The 18,662-nt window shown below is 38.3% G+C and carries 19 protein-coding genes; 5 read left to right on the top strand and 14 right to left on the bottom strand.

Going from position 1 to position 18,662, the window contains the following annotated elements; translation table 11 throughout:
• Positions 1–9: 9 nt before the first annotated feature.
• Genes ACG916_RS12415 through ACG916_RS12395 form a run of 5 tightly spaced genes read right to left on the bottom strand, consistent with a single transcriptional unit; the run spans position 10 to position 5,846 of the window.
• Complete coding sequence (locus ACG916_RS12415) at positions 10–729, bottom strand: hypothetical protein (protein ID WP_056513911.1); 720 nt, start codon at positions 727–729, stop codon at positions 10–12.
• 19 nt (positions 730–748) lie between these two features.
• Positions 749–2,053 carry a hypothetical protein gene (locus ACG916_RS12410; RefSeq protein ID WP_419328368.1) on the bottom strand — a complete coding sequence of 435 codons (1,305 nt, stop codon included), beginning with the start codon at positions 2,051–2,053 and terminating at the stop codon, positions 749–751.
• Between the two features lies 1 nt (position 2,054).
• Entirely contained in the window at positions 2,055–2,660 is a 606-nt protein-coding gene (locus tag ACG916_RS12405) for a hypothetical protein (protein ID WP_419328367.1), read from the bottom strand.
• Positions 2,660–3,208, bottom strand: coding sequence for a DUF4123 domain-containing protein (locus ACG916_RS12400; RefSeq protein WP_419328365.1), 549 nt, complete (start codon positions 3,206–3,208; stop codon positions 2,660–2,662). Before ACG916_RS12400 ends, ACG916_RS12405 begins: the two co-directional genes overlap by 1 nt.
• A 1-nt stretch (position 3,209) precedes the next feature.
• Positions 3,210–5,846, bottom strand: a complete 2,637-nt coding sequence (locus ACG916_RS12395) for a type VI secretion system Vgr family protein (protein WP_419328364.1) — start codon at positions 5,844–5,846, stop codon at positions 3,210–3,212.
• A 426-nt stretch (positions 5,847–6,272) separates the two neighbouring features.
• Between ACG916_RS12395 and ACG916_RS12390 the strand changes: the two genes are divergently transcribed.
• Positions 6,273–6,539 carry a hypothetical protein gene (locus ACG916_RS12390; protein ID WP_004724087.1) on the top strand — a complete coding sequence of 89 codons (267 nt, stop codon included), beginning with the start codon at positions 6,273–6,275 and terminating at the stop codon, positions 6,537–6,539.
• 7 nt (positions 6,540–6,546) lie between these two features.
• Entirely contained in the window at positions 6,547–7,410 is an 864-nt protein-coding gene (locus ACG916_RS12385; protein ID WP_419328407.1) for a patatin-like phospholipase family protein, read from the top strand.
• 19 nt (positions 7,411–7,429) lie between these two features.
• Here ACG916_RS12385 and ACG916_RS12380 read toward each other — a convergent pair whose 3' ends face one another.
• The 5 genes from ACG916_RS12380 to ACG916_RS12360 form a co-directional block, all read right to left on the bottom strand.
• Entirely contained in the window at positions 7,430–7,807 is a 378-nt protein-coding gene (locus tag ACG916_RS12380) for a hypothetical protein (protein WP_419328363.1), read from the bottom strand.
• Positions 7,808–8,491: a hypothetical protein gene (locus tag ACG916_RS12375; protein WP_419328362.1), complete on the bottom strand. Its 684-nt coding sequence runs from the start codon at positions 8,489–8,491 to the stop codon at positions 7,808–7,810. It lies immediately after the preceding gene.
• Positions 8,488–9,147 (bottom strand): HAD family hydrolase, encoded by a 660-nt coding sequence (locus ACG916_RS12370; RefSeq protein WP_419328361.1) that lies wholly within the window; start codon positions 9,145–9,147, stop codon positions 8,488–8,490. The genes ACG916_RS12375 and ACG916_RS12370 overlap by 4 nt, the downstream gene beginning before the upstream one ends.
• A gap of 76 nt (positions 9,148–9,223) precedes the next feature.
• Positions 9,224–10,132: a pyridoxal-phosphate dependent enzyme gene (locus ACG916_RS12365; protein ID WP_419328360.1), complete on the bottom strand. Its 909-nt coding sequence runs from the start codon at positions 10,130–10,132 to the stop codon at positions 9,224–9,226.
• Between the two features lie 31 nt (positions 10,133–10,163).
• Positions 10,164–10,595, bottom strand: coding sequence for a GNAT family N-acetyltransferase (locus tag ACG916_RS12360; protein WP_004724100.1), 432 nt, complete (start codon positions 10,593–10,595; stop codon positions 10,164–10,166).
• A gap of 114 nt (positions 10,596–10,709) precedes the next feature.
• Between ACG916_RS12360 and ACG916_RS12355 the strand changes: the two genes are divergently transcribed.
• Positions 10,710–11,396 (top strand): hypothetical protein, encoded by a 687-nt coding sequence (locus ACG916_RS12355; RefSeq protein ID WP_419328359.1) that lies wholly within the window; start codon positions 10,710–10,712, stop codon positions 11,394–11,396.
• A gap of 65 nt (positions 11,397–11,461) precedes the next feature.
• On the opposite strand, the gene ACG916_RS12350 is transcribed toward ACG916_RS12355, so the two are convergent.
• Positions 11,462–12,712 carry a class I SAM-dependent methyltransferase gene (locus tag ACG916_RS12350; RefSeq protein WP_419328357.1) on the bottom strand — a complete coding sequence of 417 codons (1,251 nt, stop codon included), beginning with the start codon at positions 12,710–12,712 and terminating at the stop codon, positions 11,462–11,464.
• 101 nt (positions 12,713–12,813) lie between these two features.
• On the opposite strand from ACG916_RS12350, the gene trhA reads away from it, so the two are divergent.
• Positions 12,814–13,458, top strand: a complete 645-nt coding sequence (gene trhA, locus ACG916_RS12345) for a PAQR family membrane homeostasis protein TrhA (protein WP_151957606.1) — start codon at positions 12,814–12,816, stop codon at positions 13,456–13,458.
• Positions 13,459–13,595: 137 nt separating this feature from the next.
• Complete coding sequence (locus ACG916_RS12340) at positions 13,596–14,906, top strand: MFS transporter (protein ID WP_004817867.1); 1,311 nt, start codon at positions 13,596–13,598, stop codon at positions 14,904–14,906.
• A gap of 58 nt (positions 14,907–14,964) precedes the next feature.
• Here ACG916_RS12340 and ACG916_RS12335 read toward each other — a convergent pair whose 3' ends face one another.
• The 3 genes from ACG916_RS12335 to ACG916_RS12325 form a co-directional block, all read right to left on the bottom strand.
• Positions 14,965–15,630, bottom strand: coding sequence for an RluA family pseudouridine synthase (locus tag ACG916_RS12335; protein WP_336954310.1), 666 nt, complete (start codon positions 15,628–15,630; stop codon positions 14,965–14,967).
• Between the two features lie 157 nt (positions 15,631–15,787).
• Complete coding sequence (locus ACG916_RS12330) at positions 15,788–17,728, bottom strand: acetyl-CoA carboxylase biotin carboxylase subunit (protein ID WP_419328355.1); 1,941 nt, start codon at positions 17,726–17,728, stop codon at positions 15,788–15,790.
• A 93-nt stretch (positions 17,729–17,821) separates the two neighbouring features.
• Positions 17,822–18,655: an enoyl-CoA hydratase/isomerase family protein gene (locus ACG916_RS12325; protein ID WP_419328354.1), complete on the bottom strand. Its 834-nt coding sequence runs from the start codon at positions 18,653–18,655 to the stop codon at positions 17,822–17,824.
• Positions 18,656–18,662 lie beyond the last annotated feature (7 nt).

The raw sequence follows: 18,662 nt of genomic DNA, 5'->3' as shown, positions 1-18,662 counted from the left end.
ACAATAAAATCAAAAATCACATTTCTTGGGGATCTCGTCACTTTGATAAATATTAAAATAAGTATTATTTTTTATTTGTTCTGTATTTAACTCAAACCAATAATCTTGTACTTTCACTCTTGTTGTCACTAAAAACCCACAATACTCATTCACATTTTTTTTTATATTCAAAATATGCTGGTTTATAAGTGAACCATATATTTCTTTCGCTTTTTTTTCATCAATCACGTTTAAAGCAGAAATAAAGCTTGTAGGAATAGTTGTATCAGTACTCATTTGTTTAAATTTTTCTCCATCATATCCAGCGCTCAACCCTAAACGAATACTTTCAAGTTGATTAAATTTTGAGCTCGTTGCATAGATTTCAGAAAAAAGGTCTGGTTTTTCATTGCCATTATTAAAAAAATATATTTTTTTTGTAGTTGAATTATACGATATAACTTCATAGCGCTTAATACTAGAGACTTTATCAGTATTAATATATCCTTTTTTTTCAAGAATATTTATTATCTTTCTAAAATCCACAGGCATCCCTTTTAAATTAAGCTGATTTACTGGTGCAAACCTTGAGTAATTTATTTCAGAAGATGATTCTAAATTTGATTTTTTTTCAAAAACATATATCCTTTCGTCCAACTTATTACTACTCTTTTCTACATTATTCCCAGAACTACACGATGAAATTAAAAAAGAAAATATTAAAAAATTAATTTTTAAAAAAATATTCATAACTACTATCCACCATTTATTAGTTCATGCTTTTATCTTGACGCATAATATCCCATTGCCATTTAAAAAAAGTAAATGGCTTTTTCCCGGTATGAAAAGGATTGTTATTGCCTAAACTATCTGTCATATAATCCATATAATTTTCAGTAAAACCACGATAAAAAGTATGTTTTGCCATACTTCCTTTTTGGAAAGTATGAGGTAATGAAAAAGAATGCCCAAGCTCGTGAGGATAAGAATGTGCATGATTCAAATTTGATTTAAAAACAATAACCATATCCCCCCAGACATGACCATCTAAAGTACAAACTCCTCCAGCAGCTGTCTGCTTTGTAGTCAAAAATACAAATGTCTTTTTACTATTTGAAGTCCCATTACCATTTTGATCAATTCCTCCATTGACTTGTATTGGACCATACTTATTATATAATTCTCGTAATGCTCGTGCAAAATTTGATGCTTGCGTATTGCTTGTTGAACCTTGAATAATATTTACCAAAGGATCTGTTTGATATTTTGTTAAGTCTAATATGGCTTCTCTTTTAATTTCCGCACGAATTAAAGCTTGATTAAATGCTATACGTTTTATTAGGTATTCATAAGCATCAACACGATCTGGTAAAACGGGTTTTCCACCTCTATATTCAGTAACTACTGGTATTAATATAATATCTGCATGCTTTATAATATCATTCTTATAAAGCATTAACTTTCCAACTTCAACCTTCACACTTCCCTTCTTTGCAAAAACCTTAATCTCTTCATGATTAGTTAACCAACCACCTTCACACTTAATTAAAATACTGCGAGCTAAATGATAAAATTGTTTTTTCCCATCAAAATCTAATACTTTCTTTTTAAATGCACTTTCTAAAGGAATATTTTTAGGAGATATCTGAATAAATTTATTTTGACATTGAAAAATTAACTCTGTCCCATCGTTGCTTAAAGGCTCAATTTCTTCTATATATAAATCTAATTTTACCCCATCTTTTGTCATTGTAGAGATATGAGGACTATTAGAACCATTAATATAAGAAAATAAACTCAACCATGCAGGAAAATATTCTTTCCCATAGGGTGCTATTGGATTCTTAACATCAGTTTTGTACTCATTTTTTAATTTTTCCACATCAATGCAAAATGGGCTTTTTGTATTACCCGCTTCTGCAACAAATTTATTAGCATAAAGATAATCATCTCTTAACCAATCAAATCCATAATTACCACTATAGTCTTGAGGTCTCCGAAAATGAACTAAAAATTTTTTCAAACACGTTGCACATGAAGTGCCCGCTGTAGGACTTGCACCACCAACACCCATCTTAAACCTCCAAATTAATCAAATTTTTTATAAAAACGTTATGATGAAATTCTTTTCCCAATACATACTCTTTATATGATTGGATATCATTGGAATAATTTTCTTGAAGTGAACCCAATAAATCTTTTTGTTTTAAAAACTCTATTTTTTCTGGATAAATAATTGAAAGATTTTCTTGAAGATTAGAATAGCTAAGACTCTGATTTAACTGCTCAATTGCTTTTAAAACAAATTTAAAATCATGTCCTAAAACTATACTTTTATAGCTTTCCAAAAGTGTATAAAAAGCATCTACATAAGATACTTGCTCCGTAATATTGTTATGCTGCATTTCATTTTGGAGCCAAAGATATTGCGGATCATTTGCATAATCTATTCCCAAATAAACATGGCTCTTCACCATATATTTGAGTGTATAAATTTGATTGATGCCTTTTTCAACATATAGATTGATCAGGCTTTGGACAGGTTCTAATAGCTGATCAAATTGCCCATTCAGTTTAAGGGCTGGGTTTTCTTTTATAATTTCATAGACAAGGTCATATAAAAATTCTTTATTTTGCTCAACATCTAATTCATATATTTTTTCTTGGCTGAGTATGAACATTATGCATTCTCCAATACCATTAATTGATTAGAATCTACATCCTGATAATTTCGAATTGAAATGATCCATTTTGTAATACCCTCAAAAAACTCATCTTCTTGTTGATCTGTCAGTATTTTATGAATTTTTTTAACAATTCTTGGATCAAACCATCTAAATAATTTTTGTGTACCATCAGGAAATTCTACTGTGAGATAGCGTTTCATTTTTTTAACAAACTGAGCCAAATCCAATGAACTAAATACCAGATTTAAAGCCTGTTCGTCTTTCCATGTTTGATGAATAAAGCTAAATCCATCTTCTTCGAGCGCCTCTAAATCAGTGATTAAGACAAGTACAGGGGCAACTTCAAAAGGTGCATTGCCCTCCGTTGTACCTGAAAATAATGAATAAAACTCTAACCTTGCGTCATTTCGCCATGTATTGATAAAGTGCAAAGTTTGATCTGAAACTTGCGCCGCATCCAAGATTAAATACATGTTCAAATCATGTCGATCATCTTCGATACAACTTTTTATATTTTTAAATGGAACAATTTTTCTTTTCATTTTATTTATCAACAAATGCCATTCCAAACTTTGCTGCATCCAACAAACAAGGCTTACAGATATTTTCATAGAATGATAGAAGTGAATAATCGACTTTTGCTCCACCAATAAAACTATGTTGCCCTGCCTTCACTTCGAACTTAGCAGCCGTGGTCACAAATACACCTGAACCATTAATTTTTAATTGAGAGCCACCAGATGTGATAATAATTTCTTTGAGACTCTTGAGCTCAATCATCTCTTCAGTCGAAATAATTTGAATACCTTTACGTGCAATCAAATCCGCACCATCGCCTTGTGCTTGGATCTCAACCTTACCTTTCCCAGCAAAAAGTCTTGCACCTTCTTGTGCCGCAAAAAGACTGATCTTTGATTGTGCATGTGCAACTAAATTCTTTTGCGTACTCAGGTTAATACTGTCACCTGCGGTATAACTGATTTGTTTATCCGCAGAAAGATGTAAGTCTTCATTACTTGCCAATGCTATTGAATTCGGTGCAGCTAAAATAATCAAAGCTTGTTTAAATGCATCCGCTTTGTCTTTTTCACCTTTTTCGATTTGATCAAGAAATTGCTTGAGATTTTCCAATACATCCAGTGGATCAGTTTGCTGATTCTTGGCAACTTCACTTAGGGCCTTGGAATTATTTAGACTACTTTCTAACTGACTTTTCGCGGCTGTTGCATCAAGATGATTACCTGAAGCTGAGTCTTGAGCATGGGTACTCAGCAATAGACCTTGCCCTGCACGTACTGCTCCCCATTGGTCTGTTCTTAGTTCAAAGCCTTCGCCTCGTCCTTCACTGGTATCAGTTTCTTTAGGATGGCTCAGATTACCGAGATTGAGTTGACTCGTGCCGTGACTGCTTTGTAGCTGGCTGCTGATTTGGTCTGTGGTATCGTCAAATCTAAGCTGGCCATAGCCACTGCCTTTAACTTCTCGACTTTTGATCCCTGCCAGTTTTTTTGTATCAGGCAATTGTCCTTTGTCATCAAATTTCGTTGGGCTTCGTTGCGCTTCATGGATACGCCCCACTACAAATGGTCGGTCAATATTACCATCAAAGAAATCTATCACGACAATCTCACCAATCCTCGGTAAGAACCGCGCACCATAGCCTTCACCTGCCCACGGGGTCAGTACATCCACCCAAGCGGAATCGGTGTCATTGTCATTGCTCCCTGCACCACCATCGTGACTGTGATCTTCATTGCGGGTAAATAGGAAGCGAACTTTAATGCGCCCCCATTCATCGACATGGATTTCTTCTCCACTTGGCCCAACCACTTTGGCTCGTTGTGGGTGGGTACTCGGGCGGTGTTGTAGTGGGTGGTATTCAGGAACAGTGGTGATATTACGGCGTTGTAGTACCAATTGATTGGCTTGGCGTTCTGGGTTGTTTGAGTCTACATTTGAATTGACCCAATTGCTCTGTTGGAGCAAGCGATTGATTTGCTCATTCAGTTCTTTGGGTAAGTTGTTCTGGTTATAGAATGTCTTTGACGTAATCAGAAATTCTTTGTCTGAGCCACTGTGTTGGTCTATTTCTGAGTGTTCGTTTAGCTCAAACCAATACCCCACTTGTGCATCACGTACAGTGGAATTGGCTATAAATTGTTTGGATTGAGCATCGTAATAATGGTTGAGGTTTTGGTTGATCTTTTCAATCTGATTGTTATTTGACGCGGTTGCTTGGTCTTCACCATTCAGGTCTTGAATCCATGCTGGACTAATATGCCAAGCCTGTTCTAAACCAAGACTGGCATTATTCTGGTTTTGACTGTGTTGGTGTTTGCTTTGAACACTGCCTGCACCTTCTTCTTGCTCTAACACATCTGCTTGCCAGCGTTGTACATGGACAGCAGTGGGTTGTAAGCTACGTTGCCCGATAAAGCTGGTGATGCTGTCTTGTTGTTCTGTGGCACTGCTACGATGGAAGCGGATGCTTTTGCGTTCTAGCGCTTTGTATTCGTTATTATCATCCACCAAACGCAGTTTTTGTGGTTGAATTTGAGTCGCAGAACTAGGCACAATCAATTGCGCCTCATCAATCAACCAGTTGATCCCTTCACTGCGCATCAAGCGGCTTAAAAATGCATAGTCACTTTCGTTGCTCTGCATAATGAATGGTCGGATATCGTAATCTTTTTTCAGTCCACTTTTATCGAGGCTTAGACTCGATGCAAAGAGTGGGCTTTTATCTTGCCATTCTTTAAACAGCGTTTCTATCACTTGCACAACCGACTTGTTCATAAACACTCGGCTATTACGGCGTTTATGCCACAGTGAAGTGGCATCTTCGAGTTTGAGCTTATATAACGTCAGCGCGCCATCACTTTGCCCTTGTGCTGCTTCGGTAATCACCCCTGTACTACGAAACAGTTGCCCATGATCTGTGACTTGGTCAATCGCCACTTGGCTACCGATGAATTGTTTAAGCGGAATCGTTGCTGAAGTGGCAAGGCAAATCAGTTCCATAGACACACCTTGGTTTAGACCATGTTGTCCATCGATGCGTTGTAAGAAGACTTGGTTGTTTAAGTCTGTATTGCTAAATTGGATATGCAAAGCTCGTTTTTGTGCGTTTAGTCCAAGCTGATCCAATATTTTATAAATGCTATTTACTAAGCTGTTCATTTTAATAATTTATTCGTTTTAATTACCTCTATTATAAATTAATTCTAAAATTTTTCTATTAAAAAAAACAATTTCATTACTAAAAATACTTAAATTCAAATAGATTTTTTGATTAATTGTTGAAAAATTAAATAAATAATATCATTAAAAATGTAGTTTAAATATTCATATATTTCTAATAAATCAACATTATTCATTTCCATAAACACCTAAAATCAAGCTCAAAATAATCTTGTTTATATGCTTGATTTCAATTTTAATCTCAGCCTGCTTGTTATGTCTGATATGTATTCATATGCTGATCAACCCATGTTGTGTTTATATACATAAGCCTCATTTAATTTATGTCTTTTATAGCAATGCCAACTTTACTACTGCTTTATGTTATAAAATAGCTACACATTTCATTCTTTTAGGAATTTTCCTATGAACGATGTTAACTCTCCCAAAAAACCGTTGTGGAAATCTAAAGCCGTGATTTTCGCAACAATCTTTAGCTGTTTATTCCTTGTATTCTTCTATATGGCTGTAACCAATGAACCAGATTATATGCCGAGTCAGCAAAATAAGCAGATAGCGACGCCTCAGACGGAGAATACCGATACAGCACCTCCACATGACACGCAGCAAATGTCGAATGATGAAATGAAAAACATGCCACACAACTCAGCTCAGCCAGAACATGCAAACTAAACAATCTATGATCAATGATTCACGTAATGCGCTTGTCGTAGAAGGTGGTGGTATGCGTGGGGCTTTTACCTGCGGTGTACTTGACGCTTTCCTACAACAAAATTTTAACCCTTTCGATCTTTTTGTTGGGGTGTCTTCTGGTTCAACAAACCTCGCCAATTACCTTGCTCGACAACAAGGTCGCAATATCGAACTCTATTTAGACCATTCACTTCGACCTGAATTTATTCGTTATGCTCGCTTTTTTAAAGGTGGGGATTTATTGGATATGCAGTGGATGTGGGATATTGTCGAGAAAGAGAATCCTCTAGATCAACAGGCCATATTTAGTCAAAATCCTGACTTTTATATGGTGTTGACTCATGCTCGTACAGGTTATCCTGAATATTTACGTGCTGGGAAAGACAATATTATCGATGGATTACGTGCTTCTAGTTCTATTCCCTATCTGACACGACAGGCTGTAGAAATTTTTGGAGAGCCTTATTTTGATGGCGGTGTCGCAGATGCCCTCCCTGTTCAATGGGCAGCGCAACAAGCAAATATTCAAAATCTCTTGGTGATTCGTACCCGTACACAAAATTACTTTAAAGCCAGCAGTAAAGCAGATCAATTCTTGGCAAAATATTTGCTTAATCAACATACTGGCTTTGCAGATAGTCTGAAAAACCGTTGTACTCGTTATAACCAAACTGTCGATTTTATCCGTCAAAATACGCAACAAAGCATTTTGGAAATCTGCCCGCCTGACAATAAAAAGTTAGCAGGCCGTTTATGTAAAGATAAACGCAAGTTGCAATATACCTATGAAGTTGGCTTAGAAAGCGGACAAAAAGCCATAGAAGACTGGAGTAACGCACACAAAGGCTAAAAGCGAAATTCCCAACAGACTAGTTTTTTAGATTGTATTGCGTGACATATCCTTCTTGTGGAAAAGCATCCTGAGTGATGCTTTCTACTTGTACAACTTGCCCTTTGACTAAACTGGTCAAAGGTGGCTGTTCAATCGTAATTCGCATACGTTGATTGACCAGTGATTGACATCCACTATCAGCTCTTCCATTCTTTTTAGCTTTTAATATTTTGATATACATCGTCAATTTACTTTTTTCAAACTCACCTTGTGGCCCATTGATTGCCATCGTCATGGTTGAAGTTTCTTCTAAGACTTTAACCGTTAAGAGACATTTATTGAGATAAGATGCCCAAGTCAAATTGGGTACAATAAGCCCCATCATCAAAAAAATACCGAGTATTGCACGTTTCATTTACTGATCCTTTTTCCAAAACTTCCATGACTTTTCAGGGCAAGTATAAAGCTTGTCAGAAACAGGGATTTGATCATTGGTTTTGAGATCAAATACTTGAAATTGGCATTGGTTATTTTGATATTTACCTAAAATTTCATAATCGTGTCCAGCCTGTGGTCTGAACGAAGCAACAGCATCCACACATTGATCAATCAATTGTGCTTTTGTCCGAGATGAATCAGTCGCTCCAAATACAAAACCATATAAATTCACAGGTTGGTCGGCATTTAAAATAAACTCTTTATAAGAGATCAGTTGGTAAGTCCGCATAGCATTGCTTTCAGCTTCTTTCTGAATCGCACTACGAGGCATCCCTTCTTCGATATTAAAGGTAATTCTGGCATACGCTTTTAGCGCAGATAATGCACCATTTCCACTTAAGTAATCCCGTATCCCAGCTTTTCTTCCAGCACAATCAAATGAATGTTGAATTAAAGTTTTTGTCGCACCCTTTCGATAGACCCGAATCCGTGACTGTGTCGCTGGATCATAAGTTTTTGGCTTTGTTTCCACCTGTAACTCATAGGCTAACGGTTGTTGTTTATCTGTTTCGGCTTGTGCAAATACACTGAATTGAGATACTACTCCAAATAAAAATAAAACCTGAAACTTTACCCTACCGTGCTTATATAATCTTTTCATTTTATTTTTAAAATACTAAGTATGTCTTGAAAAGACTTTACACGATGATCGGCCTGTGTCGATGTTACTTTTTGTTGAGGGTCAAATAAGATCGTTTTCATGTCCAACGCTTTTGCACCGCAAATGTCTGCTACCTCATTGTCGCCAACAAAAATGCAGTGCTGAGGAATAACACCGAGCTGCTGACATGCCAATTGGAAAATTTCTGGATGAGGCTTTCGCAGTCCAACAGCTTCTGACACAATCACACTCGAAAAATACTCACTTAAACCTAAGGCTTTGAAATTATCTTCCTGAAAAGGTGTCTTTCCATTAGAGATTAATCCAAGATAAAAATTTGCCTTAAACAAGCTATAAATAACCAGATCAACACCACTAAAGCATCGACAAAATTTATTAAAGTCTTGAATATAATTCTCTAATAGCGCTTGTGTCGAATAGCTGGATATTTGAAACTCTTGAATAAGTTGAGCATACACCTGATCTTTCCATACAGAACCATTATTATCCAACTCAATAAAACGCTGAATAAATTGTGGTTTCTGTTGAATCGCAACCAGCTCGAAGAAATTTACCTGCCAATTTAAAAAAGCCTTTAGGGAGGAGGTGCGATCAAGTAAGGTTTGATCTAAATCAAAAAGTATAACTTGAATCATCTCACCATCCTCTAAATCGAAAAGACTTGCTAAAGGATCAATAGATTATAATCATTGATTATCTATTCAATCCGATCTATCCATTGAATGCTTGTAGTGTTTCTAGGGTAATCCCTGCACCACCACATACAATCACCAAGACCTGATCAGCGGGTTTAAATTGAATCGTCTGATCATAAAGTACCGACAACGTTGCGCCACATGCTGGCTCAACCAAAATACGATGATCATCCACAAATTTTAAACAAGCATCTACAGTGTCTTGATCTGAAACAACCAAACTACGAACTTCAAGTTCTTGGCTCACTTCAAATGCATTTTGACAAACTTTTTTTGCTGCAAGTGTTGTTGCTATACCACTCACTTGATCCAATTCAACATGTTGCTTAGCGACAATCGAAGCATGTAAGGATGCTGTACCTTTGGTTTCAACCGCATAAATTGGAATATGGGCTAAACCATGTTTCTTTAATCCTGCTGCAACACCTGAAAGTAAACTTCCGCCACCCACAGATAAGACCACCGCATCTGGAGTAACGCCATCTGCAATGACTTCATCAATCATCGGGATAATGCCTTCCCATAACAATGGATGATCAAAAGGATGAATAAATACATCATGCTGTGTTAATAAGGACTGCGCTAAAGCATTGGCTTCGGTCCATGAAGCGCCATGTACAATAACCTCTGCACCTTGCTGGGCAATTAATTCTCTCGCACGTTGTGCTGTGGTTTCTGGAACCACGACGGTCACCGGAACACCCAGTTGTCGACCTGTATAAGCAACAGCTAAGCCTGCATTGCCACCCGATGAACTGATAAAACGCTGAGCACCCTGCTCAAAATATTTTTGACAGGCATGGCTAATGCCTCGTTGTTTAAATGACGCCGACGGTTGTAATGCTTCCATTTTTAACCACACCTGACATTGATTCAGTTGGCTTAAAACTAAAGATTGAATTAACGGGGTTTTTATACTGAGCATAGGTAAATCGATTCTCTTGGTTTATTTCAATTCAGTCATTTTTTAAACTTAACCCCATATCGATATGTGGGATCTCACAATCTAAATATTCTTCACCTTGTACCTGAAAGCCTAAATTTTCATAGAAGCGTGTTGCATAGACTTGAGCGGATAATTGAAGAAATGCTCTATTTTGCTGTTTTGCCACTTGAATAATCTGTTGCATGAGCAGTTTACCAATCCCCTCACCTCGATATTGTTGCAACACAGCAACTCGACCAATACTGTTATTTTCCAATAACCGCGCTGTCGCAATGGGTTGATCTTGAGCATATACAACAAAATGTAATGAAATGGCATCCTGCTCATCCCATTCATCTGCTTCACTGATGTTTTGTTCTTCGATAAAAACCATGCTTCGAATCAGTTTTGCATCATGTTGAAGCTGACTCCACGGCCCAGATTGAATGACAAATTGGCTCATTATTTAAATCCTAATGGTTGAGAAATTGATCCTTCATTCTTGCAATTATGCTAATGTAATGCACAGTGACAATACGCTCACTTCCACCAACTTAACTAAACTTGTAGAATAATTATGTTTCTAAATCATAAATTTAAAGTATTTATTTATAGCGCAATTTTACTGACGACTCAAAGTATTTATGCAAAAACATCCGAGCTAGATCGTGTGAATATTATCACAAAAAGCATGATTGGATTATTTTCTCAAGACCCAAATCAAGATCAGCTTAATTTAAAAATGAGTGCCGCAATTGCAGGTATCTCAGAAGCTGAAGCTAAAAAAAACCGCGATGAAAGTGGCGAAAAACAAGCCACTGCATCTGAAAAGATGAAGGAAATACTTAAAGAACAATTTAATGCCAACGATTTTAAAATTGTTGCGCCAGCATTTGAACGCCAAATGAAAGCTCAAAGTGCTGCATATCAGAGCTGTAAACAGGATGGTAAAATTATTGAAAATAGTCAAAGTTTTCAAGTACCGTTAACCTGCAAAGTCCCTGTGCTTAATTTAGACAATGTTCAAATGCCTGAACGTGGTAACAAAGAAAGTGATGCGCAATTTGCAGCTAAAGCAACAGACTTTTTTACAGAACTACTGATTAAAGCCCCAACAGAAACATTAAAAACCAGTATCTTGATTCATAAAATGGGTGAACAATTGATTCCAGAAATGGATGATCCGCAATATTTTCCAGATACGATCTCTCAAAAAACCACGGGCTCAAGCGAAGCTGAGCTTGATGAAATGAATCAGCAATAAAATAATTTATCTAAATGGTACCAAGAGAGAAAGCAGTTAAACCTGCGTTCTCTCCTCACAACGCGCTAGCACTTAGCGCCAATGTCTTGCTGGTCCCACTGATCATTCAATAATAATTCTAAGGATTGTTTTTGAATCCCATACATCTCTTTTAAAGCACGAATTTGATCTAAGACTGTTTGATCAGGTGCAGTGAAATCTTTACGCTTGGTTGCCAAAATCATTTTGTTTTTACTGGTATGTTCTAATGCCACAAATTCAAAGACTTTGGTTTCATAGCCATACGCTTTCAGCAACAGAGCTCGAATGGTATCTGTCAGCATTTCAGCTTGTTGTCCTGCATGAATACCGAATTGCAACATCGGTTGTAACACTTGTGGACTATTCAATTGTGGGCGTAATTCCTTATGGCAACAAGGTGCACACATAATCATTTGAGCGTTTAAACGGATACCTGTATGTATCGCAAAATCTGTTGCAACATCACACGCATGTAAGGCGATCATAATATCCAAATGAGATGGATGATACGTTCTCACATCACCTTGGAAAAAATCCAATTGATTAAAATCAGACTTTTGCGCAACCTCTTGGCAAAATTTCACCATTTTGTCATTCAGCTCAACACCTGTTACAAATGGGGTTTGATGTTGTTTTGCCAAATAATCATATAAAGCAAACGTTAAATAGCCTTTTCCTGAACCAAAATCGACAATTTTTAAAGCCTGCTCTTTGGTTTTTCCATCATGCACTAAAGTCTCTGACTGTTGAATATGCACTAAAGCACCTGAAAAGATTTCAACAAATTTGTTAATCTGCTTCCACTTACGTGCCATGCTTGGAATAATTTGTGCATTGGCATCGGTAATGCCGAGCGGTTGGAGAAAATAGCTTTCTTGGTCGACAAAACGATGTTTTGTACGATCATGCCCTTGTTGTTGGTTTTTAGCGGTTTTATCCAGCTTATTTTTACTGATGGTCAGCAAGGCTTTCTTTTTATTTTTCTTCAGCTGCGTTTCAACCTCATCGGTAAATAAATTGGCTTGTTTACAATCCTCAGCCAGCCCCTGAATTGTCGTTAACGCATGGGGAAGTGGATAGTTTTTAGTAATATCATTGGTTTTATAACGATATAGACAGCTTAGAACCGTTTCATTCTGTAGCTGAATGACGCGAAAGGTCATTTTCTCTAAATCAACCAATTCTCCTTTATACTGACTTAAAATCAAACGATCTAAGCTTTGATTATCAATAGCTTGCTGTACGCTATCAAAAAATTGTTGTTCCTGAACAGATAAGCTTGCCACATTGGACATAATCAAAACTCGTATTAATTAAGTTACCTATTTTAAGACGTCTTACTTTAAAGGTAAAACTCCATTACTATACAATTGTATTTTTAGGATAATAAGGTCCAATGTCGACAGATAAATTGATTCACATCTATGCACCACAAGAAGAACGTATTAATGCATTGAGTCATGCATTTGGTGCGATTTTGGCTGCGATAGCGACTGTTTTGATGCTGATTAAAGGCAACTATCTACATGGATGGCAATTTTTTGGATTGCTTGTCTATGGTCTAAGTATGATTCTACTGTTTTCCAGTTCAGCGATTTATCATTTTTCTGTCGACGAAAAAAAACGCCAGTGGTATAAAAAGCTGGATCATACCGCGATTTATTATTTAATTGCGGGAACCTATACGCCCTTTTTGGCAATTGCCATCCCAACAGCAAAAGCACATTATTTATTGATTGCACTTTGGGTCATCGCAGCCATTGGAACACTATTCAAGTTAATATTCATTCATCGTTTTGAAAAAATTTCACTGATTGCTTATTTGGTCATGGGTTGGCTTGCCGTGCTTGTAATGGATGATATGCAACAGTATTTAAAACCAGAAGCATTAAAATTATTGGTCATTGGTGGTTTAGCATATACAATAGGCGCATTGTTTTATGCCTTAAAAAGAGTAAGATACACTCATGCTATTTGGCATATATTTGTTTTGGTCGGTGCAGGATCACATTTCCTTGCAATCTATCTTTACGTCATTTAATTCATAGACACTCAAAATTCAGTGACCCTGATGGAGTGAATTTGGGTTGATCTCGTTGTTTTTTTAAGAAATTACGCCTTTTTTAAAAAGATTACGCTTTAAAGACTCGTTTTACTTTTAAAAGTGTAAGGTTCACCATGGCGTCATTATCTACTGCTACTCCAGAAATTCAAACAAATTCAAAGACTCGTGTGCTTTTCGCAAGTCTTGTGGGTACAACAATCGAATTCTTCGATTTTTATATCTATGCAACTGCTGCAGTCCTCATTTTTCCGCATCTGTTCTTCCCTGCAAGTACAGATCCGATGACGGCAACAATTCAATCACTCGCAACATTTGCCATCGCATTTATTGCCCGCCCTATTGGCGCAGCAATCTTTGGTCACTTAGGTGATCGTATTGGTCGTAAAGCAACCCTCGTCGCGGCTTTATTGACCATGGGTGTTTCAACAGTGTGTATTGGTCTACTTCCAACCTATGCACAGATTGGTATCGTTGCACCGCTATTACTTGCACTTTGTCGTTTAGGTCAAGGCTTAGGTCTTGGTGGTGAATGGTCTGGCGCAGTCCTGCTTGCAACCGAAAATGCACCTGAAGGCAAACGTGCTTGGTATGGGATGTTCCCACAACTGGGCGCACCGATCGGTTTTATCTTGGCAACGGGTTCATTCCTTGGTCTTGGCGCATTGATGTCTGAAGCAGACTTTATGCAATGGGGCTGGCGTATTCCATTCCTTGCAAGTGCTGCATTGGTGATTGTGGGTTTATATATTCGCTTAAAATTGCATGAAACCCCAGCGTTCCAAAAAGTATTAGACAAACAAAAAGAAGTTAATGTTCCATTTAAAGAAGTTGTGACCAAACATTATAAAATGCTCTTCCTCGGCACAATTGCTGCTGTGTGTACATTCGTGGTGTTCTATCTCACAACAGTATTTGCACTCAACTGGGGAACCAAACAACTGGGTTACTCACGTGCAGAATTCTTAGAGATGCAACTGGTCGCAACACTGTGTTTTGCTGCGTTTATTCCGCTTTCTGCTGTATTTGCTGAGAAGTTTGGGCGTAAGGCAACCTCTATTGGGGTATGTATCGCCTCTGCACTTTTTGGTTTAGTATTTGCCAGTATGCTTGAGTCTGGCAGTACCGTGATTGTGTTCTTGTTCTTATGTGTAGGTTTAGCATTGATGGGAATGACATACGGTCCAATTGGTACGGTCTTGTCTGAAATTTTCCCGATTTCTGTACGTTATACAGGCTCTGCATTAACCTTTAACTTGGCAGGTATTCTGGGCGCATCTTTTGCACCTCTGATCGCAACTGAACTTGCAACCAAATATGGCTTACAAGCGGTGGGTTACTACTTGACAGCAGCATCCATTCTTTCACTGTTAGCATTCTTGGCCATTCGTGAAACAAAACATGATGATGTTAACAACCAAGTTTAATCACCCTCTCAATGATCAAAGCCTGCAATTTTGCAGGCTTTTTTGATTTAGCGAAATGCTAAAACTCAGGCTCAGATACAATCTCAACCAGTAGATTATTAAAAGGCTGCATAAAAGACAAATAGCTTGCATGTAATGCCATACGCGCTAAATCAGTGTTAAACGGCGTAGGATGGTAAAGCTTATCGCGCATAATCGGATGCCCAATATGTTGCATATGCACCCGTAATTGATGAGAACGTCCTGTAATCGGTGTAAGTAGCACTCGACTTACATCCTTTTCAGCATCATAGCTTACAGATTCAAATAAAGTTTGAGCGGGTTTGCCTAACTCAAAATGCACGATCTGGCGTGGACGATTTTCCCAATCGGTAATCAAAGGCACATCCACACGACCATTGCTATTGATTTGCCCTTGCACCAAAGCAATATAATTTTTTTTAACAGTTCTCGCTTGAAACATTTTACTTGCTGCAACTTCCGCATCACGATGTTTGGCGAACAACAGAATGCCCGAGGTTGCCATATCCAAACGATGGGTAATTTTGGCATTTGGATATATTGCCAATACTCGAAAATAAGCGCTGTCATGATGTTCAGGCAAACGCCCCGGAACTGAAAGTAACCCTGCGGGTTTATTGATGGCAACAAAGTCATTATCTTCAAAAATAATGTCAAGTGGATCTAAAGGAGGCTGATAAACAAAGCCATCATCAATCGGCATGTGGATCGTATATTGAGAAGAATTGCCGAAAAATAGCAATAGACTAAAAAGCTGTCAAGCATGTACATGCTTTATTATTTTCCGCAATCAAAAAAACTCCAATACACGAGAATATTGGAGTTTTTAAGTCACTATACAATGCACTTGATCTGATCAATCAAGCCTGAATATTCAATACCAACTGACGTTTCTTTACCTGTTGTCCAACTTGCCCAATAATCTCATTAACGACCCCATCAACATCAGACTTAATCTGTTGCTGAATCTTCATCGCTTCTAAAATCAACAAAGTTTGACCTTTAGTCACCGTATCACCCGCATTTACCAAGATATTGATAATCGCACCATCCATTGGTGCACGAATGTTACCATCGCCTGCGACATCGGAAGTTTCAGGTGCTGCATAGGTGGTATTTTCAATGCTGATATTGCCATTTACCGCATCTAAATACAGCTGATTTCCATCTAAGACATAGTCAATCGAACGGCGTACACCATCCACCTCATAAATGAATTTTTCTGCTTGCTGTTCGACAATGCTGATCCCAAGTGTCTGCCCACAAATTTCAACGCTCACTTGGTTTTGATCACGTTTCACCAAAAGCTGTAATAACTGATCATCATGCTTGAGTTTTAAAGGTAAAGATAACGCAATTCCGGTATTCCAACTGCTTTGACTGGAAGCATTGGTCAACAGTGCCGCAGCAATAGCTAGGTGTTCTAAGCCCAAAGCTTGTTTATGTAAGCTGCCATCTGTTTGGAAATGTTCTTGAATAAAGGCAGTATTGGTGTCTCCTTTAACAATAATAGGGTGTCTTAATAAATTCACTAAAAACTGCTTATTACTATTCACCCCCAACAATACACAATCATCTACAGCACGCGCCAAGAGCCGAATGGCATCCTGACGGGTTTGACCATATGCAATGACTTTTGCCACCATTGGGTCGTAAAACGGACTAATTTCATCCTGTTGCAACAAACCATGATCAATTCGAACATTGGGTAAATCAGCAGCTTGCCAGCGCTGTATTTGACCAGTCTGTGGCAAGAAATCTTGGCGGGGGTCTTCTGCATATAAGCGAACTTCTATTGCATGTCCTGACAAGGTCAATTCAGACTGTTGTAAGGGCAAGGTTTCACCATTGGCCACACGCAGTTGCCATTCCACCAAATCTAAACCTGTGATCAGTTCCGTTACTGGATGCTCGACTTGCAAACGTGTATTCATTTCGAGGAAATAAAACTCACCTGATTGATCCAATAAAAACTCCACCGTTCCTGCACCGACATAATCACATGATTTCGCTGCTGCAACAGCAGCCTCACCCATTTGTTGGCGTAAGCTTTCAGTCATCACTGGACACGGGGCTTCCTCGACCACTTTTTGATGACGACGCTGAATCGAACAATCACGCTCAAATAAATACACATAATTGCCATGGGTATCGCCAAACACCTGTATCTCAACATGGCGTGGAGCAATCACAGCTTTTTCAAGAATCAGCTCACCTGAACCAAAGGCATTTTCTGCTTCAGAACGCGCTGTTTTTAAGGCTTCAACAATATCAGCAGATTGCTGTACCAGACGCATACCGCGCCCACCACCACCTGCTGAAGCTTTGACCATCAGTGGATAACCAATTTTATTGGCTTGTTGTTCTAAATACTCTATATCTTGCTGATCACCTTCATAGCCCGGCACACATGGTACACCCGCCTGAATCATGGCAATTTTTGACAGTCGTTTACTGCCCATCAATTCAATTGCTGGTGCAGGGGGGCCAATAAAGGTAATTCCATTTTTCTTACAAGCTGCTGCAAAATCGGTATTTTCAGAAAGGAAGCCATAACCGGGATGAACAGCGTCAGCTCCGACTTTTTTACATGCTTCGATAATATTTTGAATAGATAAATAGGACGCTGAAACTTTTGAAGCACCAATATACACAGCCTCATCTGCAAGCTGTACATGACGCGCATGACGATCTGCATCTGAATAGACAGCCACGGTTTGATAGCCCATTGCTTTTGCTGTTTTCATCACGCGAACAGCAATTTCACCACGATTCGCCACCAATATTTTTGAAAATGCCATTCTCGTTTTCCCTATTTTTGGTTTTTATTCACTTGATTATCTTGGTTGAATCACACCGATCTCAATCAAGATCAGTGATCCGCATTGTCAGACTTATGCATCAAACCAATTTGGATGACGCTTTTGGATAAAGGCCATTGTGCCTTCTATGCCTTCTTCACCACCCACAGCATTGGCAAATTGCTGTGCGGCATCATCCAATAAAGGCGTCAAAGCTTCACTTAAAGTACGGTGCAATAGAGCTTTAGTTACACGAGATGCTTGTGGGGCAGTACGTTTAATCTGCTGAATGGTTTCGATCAATAAAACTTCCAGTGCTTTTTCATTCTCAACCACTTCATGTACAACACCAACGTTCAATGCGGTATGCCCCTCAAAACGTGCACCAAGTAAAGCCAAACGACGCGCTTGAGTTAAGCCAATTCGCTTTACCACAAATGGGGCAATCTGGGCGGGAATAACCCCTAATCCTGTTTCAGGTAAACCAAATTTGGCATCGGCAAGACTGATTGCAATATCTGAAACACAGGCCAAACCAAAACCACCACCCAACACCGCACCTTCTAAAACCGCGACAACAGTTTGTGGTACTTGATCCACTTGCTCCAGCATATGTCCAAATTGACGATTGAAATCAACATAAGGCTGATTAGAACCAATATTGATGGCCTCACCACGCAGTTGAGCCATATCTTTAATGTCACCACCTGCACAAAAATTTCCATCTTTGCCACGTAAAATGACTGCACGAATGGAGATATCATCTTGGATCGTTTTAAACACTTGTTGAATCGCTTTGACCATATTCAAACTCATGGCATTGCGACTCTCAGGTCGGTTGAGCCATAAGGTTAAAATACTGCCTTCTTGCTCAAGCTCAATGCTGCGATCAAATTGTTGTGTTGTCAGAGATTGCGAAAGTGCCATATTTATT

Origin of the sequence: Acinetobacter legionensis (assembly GCF_048552295.1) — a bacterium.
Taxonomy (GTDB): domain Bacteria; phylum Pseudomonadota; class Gammaproteobacteria; order Pseudomonadales; family Moraxellaceae; genus Acinetobacter.
The sequence above is the reverse complement of the archived record's forward strand: the minus strand, read 5'-3'. Positions and strand labels throughout refer to the sequence as shown.

What these genes read in the sequence shown, in the direction of transcription:
- ACG916_RS12415 (WP_056513911.1), bottom strand. Translation starts at nt 729, where the DNA reads ATGAATATTTTTTTAAAAATTAATTTTTTAATATTTTCTTTTTTAATT.
- ACG916_RS12410 (WP_419328368.1), bottom strand. Translation starts at nt 2,053, where the DNA reads ATGGGTGTTGGTGGTGCAAGTCCTACAGCGGGCACTTCATGTGCAACG.
- ACG916_RS12405 (WP_419328367.1), bottom strand. Translation starts at nt 2,660, where the DNA reads ATGTTCATACTCAGCCAAGAAAAAATATATGAATTAGATGTTGAGCAA.
- ACG916_RS12400 (WP_419328365.1), bottom strand. Translation starts at nt 3,208, where the DNA reads ATGAAAAGAAAAATTGTTCCATTTAAAAATATAAAAAGTTGTATCGAA.
- ACG916_RS12395 (WP_419328364.1), bottom strand. Translation starts at nt 5,846, where the DNA reads ATGAACAGCTTAGTAAATAGCATTTATAAAATATTGGATCAGCTTGGA.
- ACG916_RS12390 (WP_004724087.1), top strand. Translation starts at nt 6,273, where the DNA reads ATGAACGATGTTAACTCTCCCAAAAAACCGTTGTGGAAATCTAAAGCC.
- ACG916_RS12385 (WP_419328407.1), top strand. Translation starts at nt 6,547, where the DNA reads ATGATCAATGATTCACGTAATGCGCTTGTCGTAGAAGGTGGTGGTATG.
- ACG916_RS12380 (WP_419328363.1), bottom strand. Translation starts at nt 7,807, where the DNA reads ATGAAACGTGCAATACTCGGTATTTTTTTGATGATGGGGCTTATTGTA.
- ACG916_RS12375 (WP_419328362.1), bottom strand. Translation starts at nt 8,491, where the DNA reads ATGAAAAGATTATATAAGCACGGTAGGGTAAAGTTTCAGGTTTTATTT.
- ACG916_RS12370 (WP_419328361.1), bottom strand. Translation starts at nt 9,147, where the DNA reads ATGATTCAAGTTATACTTTTTGATTTAGATCAAACCTTACTTGATCGC.
- ACG916_RS12365 (WP_419328360.1), bottom strand. Translation starts at nt 10,132, where the DNA reads ATGCTCAGTATAAAAACCCCGTTAATTCAATCTTTAGTTTTAAGCCAA.
- ACG916_RS12360 (WP_004724100.1), bottom strand. Translation starts at nt 10,595, where the DNA reads ATGAGCCAATTTGTCATTCAATCTGGGCCGTGGAGTCAGCTTCAACAT.
- ACG916_RS12355 (WP_419328359.1), top strand. Translation starts at nt 10,710, where the DNA reads ATGTTTCTAAATCATAAATTTAAAGTATTTATTTATAGCGCAATTTTA.
- ACG916_RS12350 (WP_419328357.1), bottom strand. Translation starts at nt 12,712, where the DNA reads ATGTCCAATGTGGCAAGCTTATCTGTTCAGGAACAACAATTTTTTGAT.
- trhA (WP_151957606.1), top strand. Translation starts at nt 12,814, where the DNA reads ATGTCGACAGATAAATTGATTCACATCTATGCACCACAAGAAGAACGT.
- ACG916_RS12340 (WP_004817867.1), top strand. Translation starts at nt 13,596, where the DNA reads ATGGCGTCATTATCTACTGCTACTCCAGAAATTCAAACAAATTCAAAG.
- ACG916_RS12335 (WP_336954310.1), bottom strand. Translation starts at nt 15,630, where the DNA reads ATGCCGATTGATGATGGCTTTGTTTATCAGCCTCCTTTAGATCCACTT.
- ACG916_RS12330 (WP_419328355.1), bottom strand. Translation starts at nt 17,728, where the DNA reads ATGGCATTTTCAAAAATATTGGTGGCGAATCGTGGTGAAATTGCTGTT.
- ACG916_RS12325 (WP_419328354.1), bottom strand. Translation starts at nt 18,655, where the DNA reads ATGGCACTTTCGCAATCTCTGACAACACAACAATTTGATCGCAGCATT.